Origin of the sequence: Corynebacterium coyleae (assembly GCF_030408635.1) — a bacterium.
In the GTDB taxonomy this organism is placed as follows: Bacteria; Actinomycetota; Actinomycetes; order Mycobacteriales; family Mycobacteriaceae; genus Corynebacterium; species Corynebacterium coyleae.
In genome coordinates this window covers 573685-589324 of record NZ_CP047198.1, presented here as the reverse complement: position 1 = coordinate 589324, position 15640 = coordinate 573685, and the positions used below count along the sequence as shown (strand labels likewise).

At 63.5% G+C, this 15640-nt stretch carries 16 protein-coding genes; 10 read left to right on the top strand and 6 right to left on the bottom strand.

Annotation, left to right across the window (positions count from 1 at the left end; translation table 11 throughout):
• Window positions 1–40: 40 nt before the first annotated feature.
• Together CCOY_RS02855 and CCOY_RS02850 are read left to right on the top strand one after the other, a co-directional pair.
• Entirely contained in the window at window positions 41–1624 is a 1584-nt protein-coding gene (locus CCOY_RS02855; protein WP_092101589.1) for an LCP family protein, read from the top strand.
• Window positions 1625–1675: 51 nt separating this feature from the next.
• Window positions 1676–3358 (top strand): AbgT family transporter, encoded by a 1683-nt coding sequence (locus CCOY_RS02850; RefSeq protein WP_092101586.1) that lies wholly within the window; start codon window positions 1676–1678, stop codon window positions 3356–3358.
• Between the two features lie 30 nt (window positions 3359–3388).
• Here CCOY_RS02850 and CCOY_RS02845 read toward each other — a convergent pair whose 3' ends face one another.
• Window positions 3389–4681: a M20 family metallopeptidase gene (locus CCOY_RS02845; RefSeq protein ID WP_092102972.1), complete on the bottom strand. Its 1293-nt coding sequence runs from the start codon at window positions 4679–4681 to the stop codon at window positions 3389–3391.
• Between the two features lie 226 nt (window positions 4682–4907).
• On the opposite strand from CCOY_RS02845, the gene CCOY_RS02840 reads away from it, so the two are divergent.
• The 3 genes from CCOY_RS02840 to CCOY_RS02830 all read left to right on the top strand — a co-directional run bounded on the left by CCOY_RS02840 (window position 4908) and on the right by CCOY_RS02830 (window position 7521).
• Window positions 4908–6449, top strand: coding sequence for an AbgT family transporter (locus tag CCOY_RS02840; RefSeq protein WP_083322953.1), 1542 nt, complete (start codon window positions 4908–4910; stop codon window positions 6447–6449).
• Between the two features lie 18 nt (window positions 6450–6467).
• Window positions 6468–7124 carry a TIGR03089 family protein gene (locus tag CCOY_RS02835; protein WP_070449546.1) on the top strand — a complete coding sequence of 219 codons (657 nt, stop codon included), beginning with the start codon at window positions 6468–6470 and terminating at the stop codon, window positions 7122–7124.
• Window positions 7125–7197: 73 nt separating this feature from the next.
• On the top strand, window positions 7198–7521 hold the full coding sequence (locus CCOY_RS02830) for a hypothetical protein (RefSeq protein ID WP_070482363.1): 324 nt from the start codon (window positions 7198–7200) through the stop codon (window positions 7519–7521).
• Window positions 7522–7570: 49 nt separating this feature from the next.
• On the opposite strand, the gene CCOY_RS02825 is transcribed toward CCOY_RS02830, so the two are convergent.
• From CCOY_RS02825 to CCOY_RS02815, 3 genes are read right to left on the bottom strand one after another with little or no spacing between them, the layout of a single operon-like run.
• Window positions 7571–8038, bottom strand: coding sequence for a YdcF family protein (locus tag CCOY_RS02825; RefSeq protein WP_092101580.1), 468 nt, complete (start codon window positions 8036–8038; stop codon window positions 7571–7573).
• On the bottom strand, window positions 8031–8534 hold the full coding sequence (gene purE / locus CCOY_RS02820) for a 5-(carboxyamino)imidazole ribonucleotide mutase (RefSeq protein WP_070422842.1): 504 nt from the start codon (window positions 8532–8534) through the stop codon (window positions 8031–8033). Before purE ends, CCOY_RS02825 begins: the two co-directional genes overlap by 8 nt.
• Window positions 8535–8538: 4 nt before the next feature.
• Window positions 8539–9702: a 5-(carboxyamino)imidazole ribonucleotide synthase gene (locus tag CCOY_RS02815; RefSeq protein WP_092101576.1), complete on the bottom strand. Its 1164-nt coding sequence runs from the start codon at window positions 9700–9702 to the stop codon at window positions 8539–8541.
• Window positions 9703–9760: 58 nt separating this feature from the next.
• Here CCOY_RS02815 and budA point away from each other — a divergent pair, with 58 nt between their 5' ends.
• The gene (gene budA, locus CCOY_RS02810; RefSeq protein ID WP_070422841.1) at window positions 9761–10489 is read left to right on the top strand and encodes an acetolactate decarboxylase; all 729 of its coding nucleotides are present in this window, start codon (window positions 9761–9763) and stop codon (window positions 10487–10489) included.
• On the opposite strand, the gene CCOY_RS02805 is transcribed toward budA, so the two are convergent.
• Together CCOY_RS02805 and CCOY_RS02800 are read right to left on the bottom strand one after the other, a co-directional pair.
• Window positions 10486–10941 carry a hypothetical protein gene (locus tag CCOY_RS02805; RefSeq protein ID WP_092101573.1) on the bottom strand — a complete coding sequence of 152 codons (456 nt, stop codon included), beginning with the start codon at window positions 10939–10941 and terminating at the stop codon, window positions 10486–10488. The two genes, budA and CCOY_RS02805, sit on opposite strands and share 4 nt — an antisense overlap.
• Window positions 10942–10963: 22 nt before the next feature.
• Window positions 10964–11695, bottom strand: a complete 732-nt coding sequence (locus CCOY_RS02800; protein ID WP_070828826.1) for a biotin--[acetyl-CoA-carboxylase] ligase — start codon at window positions 11693–11695, stop codon at window positions 10964–10966.
• Window positions 11696–11897: 202 nt separating this feature from the next.
• Here CCOY_RS02800 and CCOY_RS02795 point away from each other — a divergent pair, with 202 nt between their 5' ends.
• The 4 genes from CCOY_RS02795 (at window position 11898) to CCOY_RS02780 (ending at window position 15626) form a co-directional block, all read left to right on the top strand.
• A complete protein-coding gene (locus tag CCOY_RS02795) occupies window positions 11898–13163 on the top strand; it encodes an ATP-binding protein (protein WP_244268685.1) in 1266 nt (421 codons plus the stop codon).
• 150 nt (window positions 13164–13313) lie between these two features.
• The gene (locus CCOY_RS02790; protein WP_092101571.1) at window positions 13314–14837 is read left to right on the top strand and encodes an acyl-CoA carboxylase subunit beta; all 1524 of its coding nucleotides are present in this window, start codon (window positions 13314–13316) and stop codon (window positions 14835–14837) included.
• A gap of 10 nt (window positions 14838–14847) precedes the next feature.
• A complete protein-coding gene (locus CCOY_RS02785) occupies window positions 14848–15033 on the top strand; it encodes an acyl-CoA carboxylase subunit epsilon (protein ID WP_070422838.1) in 186 nt (61 codons plus the stop codon).
• Entirely contained in the window at window positions 15033–15626 is a 594-nt protein-coding gene (locus CCOY_RS02780) for a Maf family protein (RefSeq protein ID WP_070570505.1), read from the top strand. The genes CCOY_RS02785 and CCOY_RS02780 overlap by 1 nt, the downstream gene beginning before the upstream one ends.
• Window positions 15627–15640: the final 14 nt, after the last annotated feature.

Genomic DNA, 15640 nt, shown 5'->3' with positions numbered 1-15640 from the left:
CGGCACAGGGCGAGCCGGGGAATGTCGTATAATTCCCGGCGTGACTGAGCCCAGGCGGCAAGCCCGCGATATCAAACCTGCCCCGTCCCGGGTGCGGGATGTTTCGCAATCTGGCCACCCCGCACTGCGAACCACCCTTGCCATTGTCTCCGCCGCCGCGATCGCCCTGTCGGGCGTCGGGTATTTCGCCGTTGGGCGGCTTGGCGGGCAGTTGAGCGCGTCGGACTTAAAGGTGTCGTCGCAAAGCAAAGGCAAAGACGGCAACGCCCTGGACGGCGCAATGGACATCCTGCTGGTGGGCTCCGATTCGCGCACGGACGCGCAGGGCAACCCCTTAAGTGAGCAGGAACTTTCCCGTCTGAACGCCGGTATCGCGGACGGTGAGATCAACACCGACACCATCATGGTTATCCGCATCCCGGAGGACGGCTCACGCGCGACCGCAGTGTCCATCCCACGCGATACCTATGTGCATACGGACGACTACGGCAACCTGAAAATCAATGGCGTCTACGGCGCACACGCTGCCGCAAAACGCGAAGAACTGATCGAATCCGGCATGAGCGAAGGCCCGGCGCTCGAACAGCAGGTTGCTCGCGCAGGACAAGAGGGACTGATCGACGCCGTCGCGGACCTCACCGGTGTCGAAGTCGACCACTTCGCCCAGGTCGGTCTCCTTGGCTTCGTGCTGCTCACCGACGCTGTCGGCGGCGTCAAAGTGTGCCTGAATAATCCCGTGGACGAGCCACTTTCCGGCGCAAAGTTCCCCGCCGGCGAGCAGACCCTCGACGGTGCGCAAGCCCTGTCGTTTGTGCGCCAACGCCACGACCTGCCGCGCGGCGACCTAGACCGCATCGTGCGCCAGCAGGCCTACATGGCTTCGCTCGTACAGTCGATGCTTTCCGCAGGCACCCTGACCAACCCGGCGAAACTGCGCGAACTGTCTAACGCTGCGGAACGCTCCGTGACACTGGATAAGGGTTGGGACATTGTGGGCTTGGCCCAGCAACTTTCCGGCCTGGCTGGTGGCAACGTCACCTTCACCACCATCCCTGTGACCTCCGTCAATGGTGTCGGTGACTATGGCGAGTCCATCGTCACCGTGGATCTACCGCAGGTGCAGAAGTTCATGGCAGAAGCGATTAAGCCTGAGGAGGACAACACGGACGGCACTGAGGGTTCTGACGGTTCGGACTCCGCCACCAGCGCCCCACGCGAGGCGTTCAACGGCTACGAAGCAGTCGTGCTCAACGCCGGCAGCGTCCCCGGACAGGCTGGGCGTGTTGCTGAGATACTCAACGGCGACGGCCTGACGGTGACAAGCGTGTCCAACGCCATGGAAGGCCTCTACACAGCTACCCAAGTGCTAGCCGCAGACGAGAACGACCCGGCCGCCCAGGAGCTGGCCCAGCTGCTCGGCGGAGTGCCCGTCGTGGCCAACGCCAGCGTGGAGCCGAACACGGTCATTGCCGTCGTCGCGGACGACTACAACGGGCCCGGCGCGATGGATGCTGACGAGGCAGAACAGGTTGCTCCTGTGGGCACGCCAGGTGAAGATTTCGGTGCCAACGAGCCTGCCCCTGAGCTCTCAGCTGGCGAGGACAGCCCGCGCTGCGTGAATTAATATCCCCCAATCGCCTGAAATTCGAATCGGCGACAGGTAAAACCTCTTTGCATGAACATTGCAAAGAATCATTCTGTCCACCACGCCGCCCAGGGCTCCACTTCGGTAGCACCTCAGGAGGCCACATCAGGCACGGTTCCCGACCCGGGACCGGACGATGGGACCGAACGAGATCAGACACCAAGAGGAGCCGTAGACCGGCTCCTCTCTTTTATTGAGCGGGTAGGTAACAAACTTCCGGAACCGTTCACGCTCTTCCTGTTGCTCTTCCTGATCACAGCGGTCATTTCCACGGTGATGGCCTGGGCGGGCCTGCAGGTGCAGGTGCCTGGCGACGACGAGGTCCGCCCCATCAAGGGCTTCTTCACCAGGGAAGGCCTTGCCTGGTTCACCGTGAACTTGGGCAAGAACTACGTTGGCTTCCCGCCGTTGGTGTACGTGCTGCCGATCATTTTGGCGGTCGGTATCGCGGAGCGCTCGGGCATGTTGTCGGCGCTGATCCGCCGGCTGTTCTCTTCCGCGAATACCTCGGTGCTGCCGTATGCGGTGGGCCTGATTGGTGTGTCCGGTTCACTGATCGCCGACCCGGCGTTCATCGTCATCCCGCCACTTGCTGCCATGGTGTTCCAGGCTGCTGGCCGTCACCCGGTGGCGGGTCTGCTCGGTGGCTTCGCGTCCGTGGGCGCGGGGTACGCCACGTCGCTGTTGCCGGGCTCGCTCGATGCGCTGTTCGCTGGCATCACGAATTCCGTGATGGAGGCGCTACCAAGCCTCGACGCCCCTGAGGTCACCGTGGTCTCTAACTACTGGTTCAACCTTGTCTCCGCAATCGTGCTGGGACTTCTGGCCGGCTTCATCATCGATAAGGTCCTCGAGCCCCGCTTAAACAAGCTCGGTGTACCGAACAAGATGGTTGCTGGCGATGACGGCATGACCCGCGACCGCGACGGCAAGGAAATCTCCGCAGATCCCACCGACGCCGAGTCCCGCGGCCTGCGCGCCACTCTGTGGGCCACCCTGCTGCTGACCGTGGTGTGCACGATCGTCGTACTGATCCCGAACTCGCCGTGGCGCAACGAGGAAGGCAACTTCCTGCCAGACTCGCCGTTGATGCAGTCCACGGTGTTCATCGTGGTGCTCTACTTCGTAGTCATGGGCCTGGTCTTCGGCATGGTTGCGGGCACGATCAAACGCGTACCCGATGTCGCAGACATGATGGCTGGCGCCATGAAGGACATGGTGAACTTCCTCATCCTCGCGTTCATTCTGGGCCAGTTCATCGCCCTGTTTAACTGGTCTGGCATCGGCACCTTCACCGCCGTGAAGGGAGCCAACGCGCTCGAGTCCGCAGGCATCACCGGTTTCGCCGCTATCTTCGCGTTCGCCGTGTTGGCGTCGTGCCTGAACCTGCTGATCATCTCCGGCTCCGCACTGTGGACCCTGATGGCAGCCGTGTTCGTGCCCATGTTCGCCCTGATCGGTTTCGACCCGGCCTTCATCCAGGCAGCGTTCCGCGTCGGCGATTCCGCCACCCAGATCATCACCCCGCTGAACCCGTACATCATCGTGATCCTGACGCAGCTGCGCCGCTACGAACCGAAGGCTGGCGTGGGCACGCTCATGTCGCGCCTGATCATGTTCACGGTTCCGTTCTGGATCTTCTGGATGGCAATGCTGTTCATTTGGTACACCTTCGACCTGCCGCTCGGCCCGGGTGCTGTCATCTTCCTGTAGCACGCCATTCAGGCGTCAGTTACGCGTCATCTAGGCCTCATCTAGCAGCGCCTCCACGGAGATCGCCCCGCCCGCCGCTTCGAACTCCTCGCGAGCGCGCTGCAACAGCACCGGGTCATTGAGTACGTCAGCGATGACCTGGCCGAGCCCCACTGCGGAGTCGATCACACCGTCCATCGCGGCCGGGGTGATCGCCGCATCGGCGAACTTGGTCGTGTGTAGCGCCGTGCCCTCCGGCGCGATCTTGACCAGCGGGTGGATTCCCGGAACGAGCTGCGAGACGTTGCCAAAATCTGTCGACGCCGCCTGCGAGTCCGGCAAGATCCCACCCGGCAACACTTCCCTACCCCGCGCCTGCTGGGTCGCTCCCCAGCGCGCCGCCAAGGTTTCGTTGTTGCGGACAGGAAGCGACATGGGGTGGTTATCCCACTGCACATCCACGCCGGTGCCGGTCATGAGGGCGGCGCCGGTAAGGATGTCGTCGATACGCTTGCTCAAATCCATGAGTGTTTCGGTGTAGAGCGAACGCACGTAGAGGCTCAGCGTGGCCGTCTCCGGAATGATCGATGCCCTCGCGCCGCCGTCCGAGATGATTGCGTGTAGGCGATCCGACGGCGGCATCTGCTGGCGCAACAACCCCATGGCTTGGTACGCAAGCGTCGCAGCATCTAGCGCATTGCGCCCCATATACGGCTGCATCGACGCGTGCGCAGCAACGCCGGCAAACGTTGCGGTAAGCGAGCGGCGCCCCGTCCACGCGTGCGACACCAGGTCGTAGCAGAACGGGTGAATCATCACCGCACAATCCACGCCGTCGAGCATGCCTCCGCGGATCATGTACTCCTTGCCCGTGTGGCCCTCCTCCGCCGGGGTGCCAAGAAACACGATGCGGCCCGAACCCGAACCTACCGCACCGAGGAAACCACCCACCCCGGACGCGGCGATCACGTTGTGCCCGCACGCATGTCCAATACCCGGCAGCGCGTCGTACTCAGACATCACCGCCACCGTCGGATGTGTGCTCGGGTCAAAATCGTCGCTTTGCCACTCCGCACGCAGCGCTGTTTCCACGCCATGCGCCCCTTGCTTGACGACGAACCCCTGCCCCTCAAGCACCTTCGCAATCACAGCCTGCGCGTGGAATTCCTGAAACGCCTCCTCCGGGTTCGCGTGCAGGTCACGCATGATGTGTTCCAGGTCGGCCCGGACGGCTTCGACGTTGCGTTCAACCTTCCCCCACACCGCGTCACGGTCCGGATAGCCCGGCTCAATCGGGAACTGCGGCGACGCAGCGGCGATCTCATCTCGCACCACTGCGTCCATGCGCTGCAGGAAGGCAGGGTTCGGTGGGGTTGGACTGGTCGGGCGGTTTGGATGCGTTTCGCTCACGGTCCGCTCACTCTCCGTCGATCGGATTACGTTTCTACAAAACCCTAGCGCAGAATTAATGTGACTGGTACAACATATACGCATGAGTACGCGAAAAGCCACAGAGAGCGCCGAGCTCGAGCGCTCTGCCGACAGCAGCCCACCACAGAAGAAAACCGCAATGGATCGCCTCCTCGGCACCATCGAGTCGGTAGGCAACAAACTTCCGGAGCCGTTCACGCTCTTCCTCATCCTGTTCCTCATCACCGCGGTGATCTCCACCGTGATGGCGTACTTCGGGGCCGAAGTCGCAGTGCCCGGCGAGGACGAAAGTGTGAAGATCAAGGGCTTCTTCACCGGTGAAGGCCTGGCCTGGTTCACCACTACCCTCGGCCAGAACTACCTCGGCTTCCCGCCACTGGTCACGGTCCTGCCAATCATGCTCGCCGTGGGCGTTTCCGAGCGCTCCGGCATGCTCTCCGCGCTCATCCGCAAGCTCTTCGGCTCCGCTAACCGCTCGGTTCTGCCGTACGCGGTTGGCATCATTGGCGTGACCGGCTCGATCATGGCGGACGCCGCGTTCGTGGTCATCCCGCCGCTGGCCGCGATGGTGTTCAAGGCCGCTGGCCGCCACCCGGTCGCAGGCCTGCTCGGTGGTTTCGCCGCCGTCGGCGCTGGCTACTCCACCGCACTGGTGCCAACGTCGCTGGACGCCCTGTTCGCCGGCATCACCAACGCCGTGATGGAAACCCTGCCGAGCATGGACGCCACCGAGGTCAACCCGGTGTCCAACTACTACTTCAACATCGCCGCCTCCATCATCCTGGGCCTAGCGTGTGGCTTCATCATCGACAGGATCCTCGAGCCCCGCATGCACAAACTCGACGTCCCCCAGGAGATGGTCGAGGGCGACGACGGCATGAACCGCGACGCCGACGGCAACGAGATCTCCGTCGAACTGACCAAGCCGGAACGCCGCGGCCTGATGTGGGCGGGCGTCGCCACGCTTATCGTCACGGCAATCATCCTGTTCGCAGTACTCATCCCGGATTCCCCGTGGCGCAACGAAGAAGGTGGCTTCCTGCCGAAATCCCCGCTGCTGCAGTCGATCGTGTTCATCGTCTTCACCTACTTCATGGTCCTCGGCATCGTCTACGGCAAGGTCGCCGGCACAGTAAAGAACATCAAGGACGTCGTGGACATGATGACCAAGGCGATGGGCGACATGCTCGGCTTCCTCGTTCTCGCGTTCATCCTCGGCCAGTTCATCTCCCTGTTTAGCTGGTCCGGCATCGGCACCTTCTCCGCCGTCAAGGGCGCAGAGATGCTCGAGGCGGCTGGCATCACCGGCTTCGCGGCCATCCTCGCGTTCATCATCCTGGCGTCGTGCCTGAACCTGTTGGTTATTTCCGGCTCCGCGATGTGGACCCTGATGGCGGCCGTGTTCGTCCCAATGTTCGCCCTGATCGGCTTCGAGCCCGCCTTCACGCAGGCTGCGTTCCGTGTCGGCGACTCCGCTACCCAGATCATCACCCCGCTGAACCCGTACATCATCGTGATCCTGACGTTGCTTCGTCGATACGAGCCCAACGCGGGTCTGGGCACGCTGATGTCGCGCCTGATCGTGTTCGTGGTTCCGTTCTGGGTGTCCTGGGCTGCCCTGCTGTTCATCTGGTACATCTTCGACCTGCCACTCGGCCCCGGCGCTGCCATCTTCCTGTAGTGCCTACACTGGGCGAGCATGAGCATGCTTGCCCCACTTCTCGCCGCAGATCCCGCATCCCCGCGCTTCACCATTTACGACGATGCGCGGGGATTACGCATGGATTTCTCCGCCCAAACGCTGGACAACTGGGCCAGCAAAGTAGCCAACATGCTCGACGAGGAATTCGACCTCCCCCTCGACGCGAGCATCGTCATCGACCTGCCCGTCTCCTGGCAGGCTGCGGTGATTGCGGTGGGCACGTTCAACTCTTCGCGCGCTCCGCTAATCGACGACCACCCCACCGCCCCCGATATCGTCTTCACCACCCCGGAACGCGCCGAAAACTGGACCGACGCCACCGAGTGCGTCCTTGTCTCCGACGACCCGTTCGGCCGCGGCGTCGAGGAAGCCGGTGGCACCATCCCGCCCGGCACCGTGGACTTCGGCCCCACCGTGCGCTTCTACGGCGACGACTACTTCGGCAACAGCCCAGACCTGTCCACCTTCGCCCAGCCAGGCGTTGAGGCCGAACGCTACCTCGCCCCAGATTGGCGTGGCACCGATGACTTCACGATGTCGGTGATGGTACCGCTGGCCGCTGGTGGATCCGTGGTCGTCGTCACGGGTTCGGTATCCGATGAACGGCTCCAGGAGATCTCCGCCGCTGAGAACGTCACGCGCCGTATCCAGTAGTCATGACTGTTACCCCTGCACTCCTGGGCTAAGCTGTGCCGGACACTACCCGCATTGATGAAGGGAATCCGGCATGTCCCGCACGCTGATCCGCCGCGCTGGTGCGCTGGCTCTCGCCCCCGCACTGACCGTCAGCCTCGCCACCGCAACTGTCGCCCCGGCCCAGGCTGAGACCACGGCTCAGACCGAAACCGAGAACACAAACACCACTCCGAAAGACAAGAAGATGGCCACCGGCCCGGGTAGCTCCGAGTACACCCAGGACGAAGTGGATAACGCAGGGCGCTTCGTCGCGCTGCTGGTCGGTGCGGCTGCGATCATCGCCACCCTCGGCGCAGCAGGCCTGTACTTCGCCGCCCCGCACTTCGGCATCAACCTGCCGGGCCTCCCCCGCTAGTCCCGGCGCCGCCGTGCTGGCCGACGCCGCCCGGCACGTGTTGCATGGCTCAGCGGCCGAAGAGGCGGCGGGCGAGTCGTCGCCAAGCAACGCGAGCAATGGAGTGCGGCACGGCGAACACTTCGCGCGCGTAGTTCTTCTTCCGCGACGTTTCAGGCGTCGTCGCCGCAACCATGTGCACTGGGATGCCCAGGTGCCACGCCCACACGCGGGTACGGGGGACGTGGAAACCGCTGGTCACCACGGTGAGGTACGCCGCGTCGGGGAACAGCGCTCGGGAGCGCTCCAGGTTTTCGTTCGTGGACCGCGCATGCGGCTCGAGCACCACCGCCCCGGCAGGCACACCGTGGGCAATAAGCCAGGCCGCCATGATGTCGGCCTCCCCGTCGCCGGACACCACGATCGGCGCCGGATTCCCACGCCACACCTCGAGCGCTTTGTGCAGACGGTGCTCGAGCATGCGAGAAGGGCGCCCGTCCACAATCCGGGCGCCCAACACAACGATTGGGTTACTCACCCATCAGGCGCTGACGCAGCGCCTCGTCCTTGCGTTCCACCTCGGCTGCCATGCGTGCCTGGTAGTCCACCATCTTGCGCTGCACGGCCGGGTCGGCGGCACCCAGGATGCGGGCGGCGAGCAGGCCGGCGTTCTTCGCACCACCGATGGAGACCGTGGCCACTGGAACACCACCCGGCATCTGCACGATGGACAGCAGCGAATCCATGCCGTCGAGTGTGTCCAGCGCGCGCGGGATACCGATGACCGGCAGCGGCGTGGCCGCGGCGACCATGCCCGGCAGGTGTGCGGCACCGCCCGCGCAGGCGATGATCACCTGCAGGTCACGGGCGTGTGCTTCCTTGGCGTAGGCGAGCATTTTGTCCGGGGTGCGGTGGGCGGAGACCACGCCGACCTCGAACGGGATGCCAAACTCGGCGAGTACCTCGGCGGCCGGGGCGACGGTGTCCCAGTCCGAGTCCGAGCCCATGATGATGCCAACTTGCGGCTGTGCCATCTGCTTAGTCCTTCCAGGTTGCGTGGATGATGTAGTGCGCGGCGTCCTCGGCGATCGCGAGTGCCTCCTCGACGGTGTCGGCGCACACGTTGACGTGGCCCATCTTGCGGCCCGGTCGGTGGTCCTTGCCGTAGAGGTGCACCTTGGCCTGCGGGTACTTGCGCATCACCGCGACGACGCGCTCGGCCATCGGGGTATCCGGGTCCTCGTCGCCGCCAAGGGTGTTCACCATGACAGTCGCCGGCGCGAGCGTGTCCACGGCACCGAGCGGCCAGTCCAACACCGCACGGATGTGCTGCTCAAACTGGGAGGTCAGGCAGCCGTCCTGGGTCCAGTGGCCAGTGTTGTGCGGGCGCATGGCCAACTCGTTGACGGCCACCTCCGGGCCGTTCGGACCCTCAAACTCGAACAGTTCCACCGCCAGCACGCCGGTCACACCCAAGCCTTCGGCGACACGCACGGCGAGGTCTTCGCAGTGCTTAGCCAACTCGTCCGACATGTTCGGCGCGGGCGCGATGGCCACGCGGCAAATACCGTCGTCCTGGCGCGATTCCACCACCGGCCACGCACGCACGTCGCCGGAGCGGTTGCGCGCCACCATGGCGGACAACTCACGGGTGAAGGCAACCTTCTTCTCCGTCATCAGCGGCAGGTCGCGGCCAAGCAGGTCCTCGACGAGTTCCGCGCACTCGCTTCTCGACGACGGGAACCACACCCCATGCCCGTCATACCCACCCCGCGTCGCCTTCAGGCAGACCTGACCGTCGGTCTCGTCCCAGAACGCCTCCGCGTCCGCAGCCGATGTGATGGCTGCGAACGGCGGCACCGGCAGGCCGGCTTCTGCAAGGCGGCGGCGCTGCTCGAGTTTGTCCTGAGCGTAGATGAGGGCTTCGGGGCGGGGTTCGACGGCGACGCCGTCGTCAATAAGCAACTGCGCGAACTCGTTCGGCACATGCTCGTGATCAAACGTGACCGCGTCCGCGCCCTCAACAATCGCGCGCAGATCCTCAAGGTTGGTGTAGTCGCCGATGCGGACATCGCCGAAGACTTGCGCCGCCGACTTGTCCTTACTCGACGCGAGCACGCGAGTGTCCACGCCGAGCTCGATAGCTTCTGTTTGCATCATTCGTGCCAATTGGCCGTCGCCAAGCACGGCGACAACAGGCATCCCATACGCGTTACTCACGCCCCACACTGTAGTCGGCCAACCGACTAGCATCGCAGCCATGTCTGAAACCATCGCCCGCCACACCATTTTCCAAAACTCTCTCATGACCGCACTTCTCGACGGCATCTACGACGGCGAGCTCACCATCAGCGACATCCTGAGCAAAGGCAACTTCGGCCTCGGCACCTTCGACGCCCTCGACGGCGAGATGCTCATCCTCGACGGCGTATGCCACCAACTCACCTCCGACGGCAAAGCCCGCGTCGCTGACCTTGACCAACGCACCCCATTTACCGTGGTGACCAACTTCGTACCCCGCCTACGTTTCGACGCACCCGCCGGCATGGTCCGCGCCGAACTCGCCAAATTTATCGACGACGCCGAACCCAGCCACAACTTCTTCACCGCCGTCAAAATCACCGGCCGCTTCAAAGAAGTCCGCGTGCGCACCGTGACCAAACAAGAAAAGCCCTATCCCCCAATGTCCGAGGCGGTCTCCGACGACGCCGAACACATCTTCACCGACGTCGAAGGCGTCATCGGCGGATTCCGCACCCCCATGTACGCCAAAGGCATCGGTGTGCCCGGCTGCCACGTGCATTTCATTGACGACGACCACACGCGCGGCGGCCACGTCCTCGACTACACCGTCGACGACGCCGTCATCGAACTGTGCCCCGGCACCGACATGGAACTGCACCTGCCCGTCACCGCCGAATTCCTCGGCGGGCACCTCTCGCCTGAGGACCTCGACGAGCAGCTCCACACCACGGAAGTCAAGGACTAGCCGCGCAGCTGCGACTGCAGCACCTTCTCCACCGCGCGTGTCTTGCCCACCCGGTCAAACCGCACCGGCTGGGCATAGCCGTACAGCGCGATCCACAAGCCCCCGCGCTCCCGGCGCACCGAATGGATCTGGCGCAGCGGGATCGAATCCACCGCGCCACGCCGCCCCCGCGCCAGGACGCGCTTGTCGGTGACCACGAAGCGCCTGCGTCGCGACGACACCAACGGCAACACAAACCGCCACAGCGCAAGAATCGCCCAGATCAGCACCACAATGTTGCGCATCCCCGGATCGATATGTGGGGTCACATCCATCCACCCAATCGCCATCCAGGCAACACCGGTGAGCGCCACCAACTCCAGCAACGGGAACGTCAACGAAGAAAGCGGCGCACACACATCGGCGAGGACCACCTCGTCCTCGCCGATACGAAACACCGCTTTGTTAGCCATGACCGGCTAGGTTACTGCACGCCTACTGGGTCGGGCGGAGGTGGTGGACATCGCCGACGGAGAACGGGGTGTCGTCGATAAGCACCTCGCCCTCATCATTAATGCCCGTGACCAGGCCGCGCACCGTCTCCTCCCCCTCGCGTAACTCCAGGCGAACCTGCTGGCCGATGGTCGAACAGACCTTGCGGTAATCCTCCAACAACTGCGGGTCGCGCTCCTGCCACTGCTTCAAACGACGACCCATCGCGGCGAGGATGTCGGCGGTGAACTCGTCGAAATCCACATCAATGCCCTCAAGGTTCAAGGCGGTGGCGGTCTCCACAGGCAGATCCTCCGGACGCATAGCAACGTTAATGCCGATGCCCACAATCACCCGCGGCATATCCAACGCCGAGAGGATGCCAGCGATCTTCTTGCCGCAAATCTGCACATCGTTCGGCCACTTCAACTGCGCCTGCGGCACCACATCCGTCACCGCCACACCCGGCGCGATAGACAGCAACCCGAACGGCGGCGGGGTATCGGTCACGTCGATGACCATGCTCATGGCCAACTGCGAGCCCTTCGGCGACACCCAATGGCGGCCCAAGCGGCCCTTGCCAGCGGTTTGCTCGTCTGCGATGAGCACCGTGCCCGGCGCGGAACCGTCCTTGAGCAGGTCCGCGTTCGTCGACCCGGTGGACTCGACCCACCGCACGTCAGTCCAGTATTCGGCCACCTTGTCCTGAATTGCCTGCACGTCCTTGACACTCATGGTCACGAGCGTAGTAGGCGGCGGGGTGTCGGGGTGGGAAGGTGGGGGCGCGCTCGCGGGCCCTCGCGAACCACGGCCCGTCGTCGAAAAACGTCGGGTAGCACGCTTCTCCGGAGAGGCATCCCATTTCTGAAAATCGGGTAGTAAGAGTCCTGAAAATCCGGTAGTAGTCCTTCTGAAAAACGGGTAGTAGGAACTATTCATGCTGTACACTACCCGTATGTCATATCTTCGGCGCACGCTTGATGACGAGCTTGATCTCCTTATGCCTCACCTGCCCGCAATCGCAATTGACGGACCAAAAGGTGTGGGCAAGACCGACACTGCAAGGCGCCGAGCCGACGCTGCTTGGTATCTCGACGATCCCGATATGAGGAACGTTGCCGAGGCAGATTTCTCGCTCTCCTCCGCACCAGATGGAACTCTTCTACTAGATGAGTGGCAGCATCTTCCCCAGATCTGGGATTCTGTCCGCCGTCAAGTAGATCAGGGCGCTGGGCCCGGGCGCTTCCTCCTCACCGGCTCTGCTACCCCAGTTGACCCGAAGGGCTCACACTCTGGGGCCGGACGCATCGTCTCATTGAGAATGCGGCCAATGGCAGTTCATGAACGCGGCGTCGCCAACCCCACATGCAGCTTCGCCGGGATCTTGGCCGGAAACACCGATGTATCTGGTTCTTCTGACTGTAGGCTCGACGACTACGCACGCCTCATCACCGGAAGCGGATTCCCCGCCATCGCTTCCGCGAATCCGCTCATCCAGGTCACACTGCTGGATTCCTACATTGAGCGAATCATCGATCGTGATATTCCCGATGCAGGATACGAGGTGAGACGGCCGGAATCGCTTCGAAGCTGGTTGCGCGCATACGCTGCTGCAACAGCCACTACCACCGCTTACTCCAGGCTGCTTGATGCGACCACCGGCGGTCAGACTGAACAACCAAATCAGAAGACCACACTCGCATATCGTGAGCACCTTGCAAAGATTTGGCTGCTTGATCCAGTTCCTGGTTGGGTTCCAGAAAACAATGAGTTCAAACGCCTGCAGCAAGGCCCAAAGCATCACTTGGCTGACCCTGCACTCGCTGCCAGGTTTCTTGGAATATCCCCATCTGGCCTCTTGAGTAACCGTGCTGCGCACATGTTCGGGCCGCTTTTCGAGTCTCTGTGTGCGCTCACCCTGCGTGTACTGGCCCAAGCAAACAGGGCCAAGGTCTACCACCTCAGGTCGAACGCGGGAGAGCGAGAAGTCGACTTCATCATTGAGGGCGCTGAACGGGAGGTACTCGGGGTGGAGGTCAAGCTGAAGCCTCATATCGACGACGCCGACGTCCGACACCTCCTATGGTTGCGCGAACGTATTCCAGACCGCGTCACCAACCTCATGGTCCTTACCACGGGGAAACAGGCTTATGTACGACGTGACGGTGTGATCGTTATGCCTCTCGCGCTTCTCAGCAATTAGTGTTCCCGTTTCCTCACCCTCGCCCTCGCAAGCCCCCGGAAGCACACCCCAACCACGCGCCCCGGTTACACCTACGCTGCGAAACGTCCGGCGACGCGCCGTCGATAGGCAATGTGGCAGGAACAATCTCGGAATCTAGACTGGGGCGTTATGAGTTCATCTAAACCCGACATGACCACGACGGCTGGCCGCATTCAGGATCTGCGCAATCGCCTGGATGAGGCGCAGGCGCCGGTCGGTCAGGACGCGATCGATGCTGTCCATGAGGCTGGTGGCACCACTGCCCGCGAGCGCGTGCTTTCGCTTCTCGACGACGGCACGTTCGTGGAGACCGACGCCCTGGCCAAGCACCGCGTCGAGGCATACAAGATGGACAAGTCCAAGCCTTCCACCGACGGTGTGATTACGGGCTACGGGCTGATCGACGGCCGTCGTGTCTGCGTCTTCTCCCAAGACCCGACGATTTTCGACGGCCAGGTCGGTGAGGTGTACTGCGAGAAGATCCTCAAGATCTACGACTTGGCAACCAAGACCGGCGTGCCGCTGATCGGTATTTATGACTCGACTGGCCCGCGTTGGAAGGAAGGCATTGTCACCGCGCATATGCAGGCACAGATCCTGCGTGCGGCAACCCGTGCGTCGGGTTTGATTCCGCAGATCGCGGTCGTGGCCGGGGATGTCGCCTCGCTCGCTGCCACCACGGTCCCGCTTGCGGATATCACCGTGATGGCCGAGGGCGCGTCCCTGCACGTGACCACGGCGGACATCGTGACCAAGGTCTCCGGCGCTGAAACGACTTCCGATGAGCTTGGCGGCACCGCCGTCCACGCCGCGGAGACTGGCCTGGCGCAGCTCGTCGCCGCGACCGATACGGAAGCGGTGGACCTGGCCCGTACCGTGGTCAGCTACCTGCCGCTGAATAACAAGGCCGCTTCCCCGCTGGGTGCCGACAACGCCGAGGCCCCTGCGACGGAGGCCGACCTCGACACATTCATACCTGACGACGACAACCAGCCCTACGACGTCACCGACATCCTGGCTTCGGTCACCGACGGCGACGTTCTGGAACTCTCCGCTGGCTTCGCAGGTTCCGTGGTCACCGGTTTTGCGCACGTGGGCGGGCGCGCGGTTGGTGTCGTCGCAACGCAGCCGAGTGTTTTGGCTGGCTGCCTGACCCGCGACGCCGCACGCAAGGCCGCACGCTTCATCCGCACCTGCGACGCGTTTAACCTGCCGATCGTGCAGTTCGTGGACTCCCCCGGCTTCCTCCCGTCGGTCGAGGAGGAGCGCTCCGGGTCCGCCGCAGCCGCCGCCGCACTCGCCTACGCGTTTGCAGAGGCCCAGGTGGGCACGATCACCGTGGTCACCCGCAAGGCGTTCGGTCCGTCGTACGCGCTGCTCGGCTCGAAGGGCCTGGGCGCGGACCTGGTGTTCGCTTGGCCGACCGCACAGATCGCACTGGCAGACGCCACCACCGCCGCCGAGGCGATCGGCACCGACGAGGAGCAGTACGCCGCGGACAACCTCAACCCGTACGTGGCCACTGAGCGCGGAATGGTCGACGCCGTCATCGAACCGTCCACCACCCGCGCCCGCGTCCTCGAGGGTCTGCGCCTGCTTGAGCGCAAGGTGACCTACCCGGCCCAGAAGAAGCACGGCAACATCCCGCTGTAAGGAGGCTGACGTGGATATTCAGGTAGTTAAAGGCAACCCCACCGAGGCGGAACTGCAGGCGCTGACCGAGGTGTTGCTGCAGCTCCAGCGCGAACGCAAGCAGTCCGGGGTGCAGCCGGACGCCAACATGTGGGGTGCGTCCCACCCGGCGACTGCGTTTAATCCGCACGCGTTCGATTCGGCGGCGTATTTCTAATGCGGTTGGTGTTGGCGTCGCAGTCGCCGTCGCGACGCATGCTGCTCGAACAAGGCGGCGTCACCCCGGTGCTGCGCCCCGCGCACATCGATGAGGATGCGGTGATCGCTGTACTTGGCGACGTCCCACCCGCCACCACCGTGGCCACCCTCGCCCGCGCAAAAGCCGAGACCGCAATTGCGGAATTCCCCGACGACGTTGTTGTTGGCTGCGACAGCATGCTGCTTCTCGACGACACCTTGCTGGGCAAACCCCACACCGTCGACGAAACAATCCGCCGGTGGAAAGCACAGCGCGGCAAGGAAGCCCACCTGCTCACCGGGCATGCGGTGTGGTTCGGCGGCGAATGGGTCGTCGATACCATCACCACCGCAATCCGCTTCGGTGACGTGTCCGATGCCGACATCGAGGCCTACGCCCGCTCCGGTCAGCCACTGGAGTGCGCCGGCGCGTTCACACTCGAGGCGCTCGGCTCCTGGTTCATCGACTCCATCGACGGCGACCCCACCAGCGTCATCGGCCTATCCATGCCGCTGCTTCGCCGCTGCCTGTACCGATTCGGACTGGACGCCTCCGACTTCTGGACCGCGTAGCGCACGTTGTGGGT

Excerpts from the sequence above, each read along its gene's own strand:
- CCOY_RS02850 (WP_092101586.1), top strand. The coding sequence starts at position 1,676 with ATGAACATTGCAAAGAATCATTCTGTCCACCACGCCGCCCAGGGCTCC.
- CCOY_RS02845 (WP_092102972.1), bottom strand. The coding sequence starts at position 4,681 with ATGGACGCAGTGGTGCGAGATGAGATCGCCGCTGCGTCGCCGCAGTTC.
- CCOY_RS02840 (WP_083322953.1), top strand. The coding sequence starts at position 4,908 with ATGGATCGCCTCCTCGGCACCATCGAGTCGGTAGGCAACAAACTTCCG.
- CCOY_RS02835 (WP_070449546.1), top strand. The coding sequence starts at position 6,468 with ATGAGCATGCTTGCCCCACTTCTCGCCGCAGATCCCGCATCCCCGCGC.
- CCOY_RS02830 (WP_070482363.1), top strand. The coding sequence starts at position 7,198 with ATGTCCCGCACGCTGATCCGCCGCGCTGGTGCGCTGGCTCTCGCCCCC.
- purE (WP_070422842.1), bottom strand. The coding sequence starts at position 8,534 with ATGGCACAGCCGCAAGTTGGCATCATCATGGGCTCGGACTCGGACTGG.
- CCOY_RS02815 (WP_092101576.1), bottom strand. The coding sequence starts at position 9,702 with ATGCCTGTTGTCGCCGTGCTTGGCGACGGCCAATTGGCACGAATGATG.
- budA (WP_070422841.1), top strand. The coding sequence starts at position 9,761 with ATGTCTGAAACCATCGCCCGCCACACCATTTTCCAAAACTCTCTCATG.
- CCOY_RS02805 (WP_092101573.1), bottom strand. The coding sequence starts at position 10,941 with ATGGCTAACAAAGCGGTGTTTCGTATCGGCGAGGACGAGGTGGTCCTC.
- CCOY_RS02800 (WP_070828826.1), bottom strand. The coding sequence starts at position 11,695 with ATGAGTGTCAAGGACGTGCAGGCAATTCAGGACAAGGTGGCCGAATAC.
- CCOY_RS02795 (WP_244268685.1), top strand. The coding sequence starts at position 11,898 with ATGCTGTACACTACCCGTATGTCATATCTTCGGCGCACGCTTGATGAC.
- CCOY_RS02790 (WP_092101571.1), top strand. The coding sequence starts at position 13,314 with ATGAGTTCATCTAAACCCGACATGACCACGACGGCTGGCCGCATTCAG.
- CCOY_RS02780 (WP_070570505.1), top strand. The coding sequence starts at position 15,033 with ATGCGGTTGGTGTTGGCGTCGCAGTCGCCGTCGCGACGCATGCTGCTC.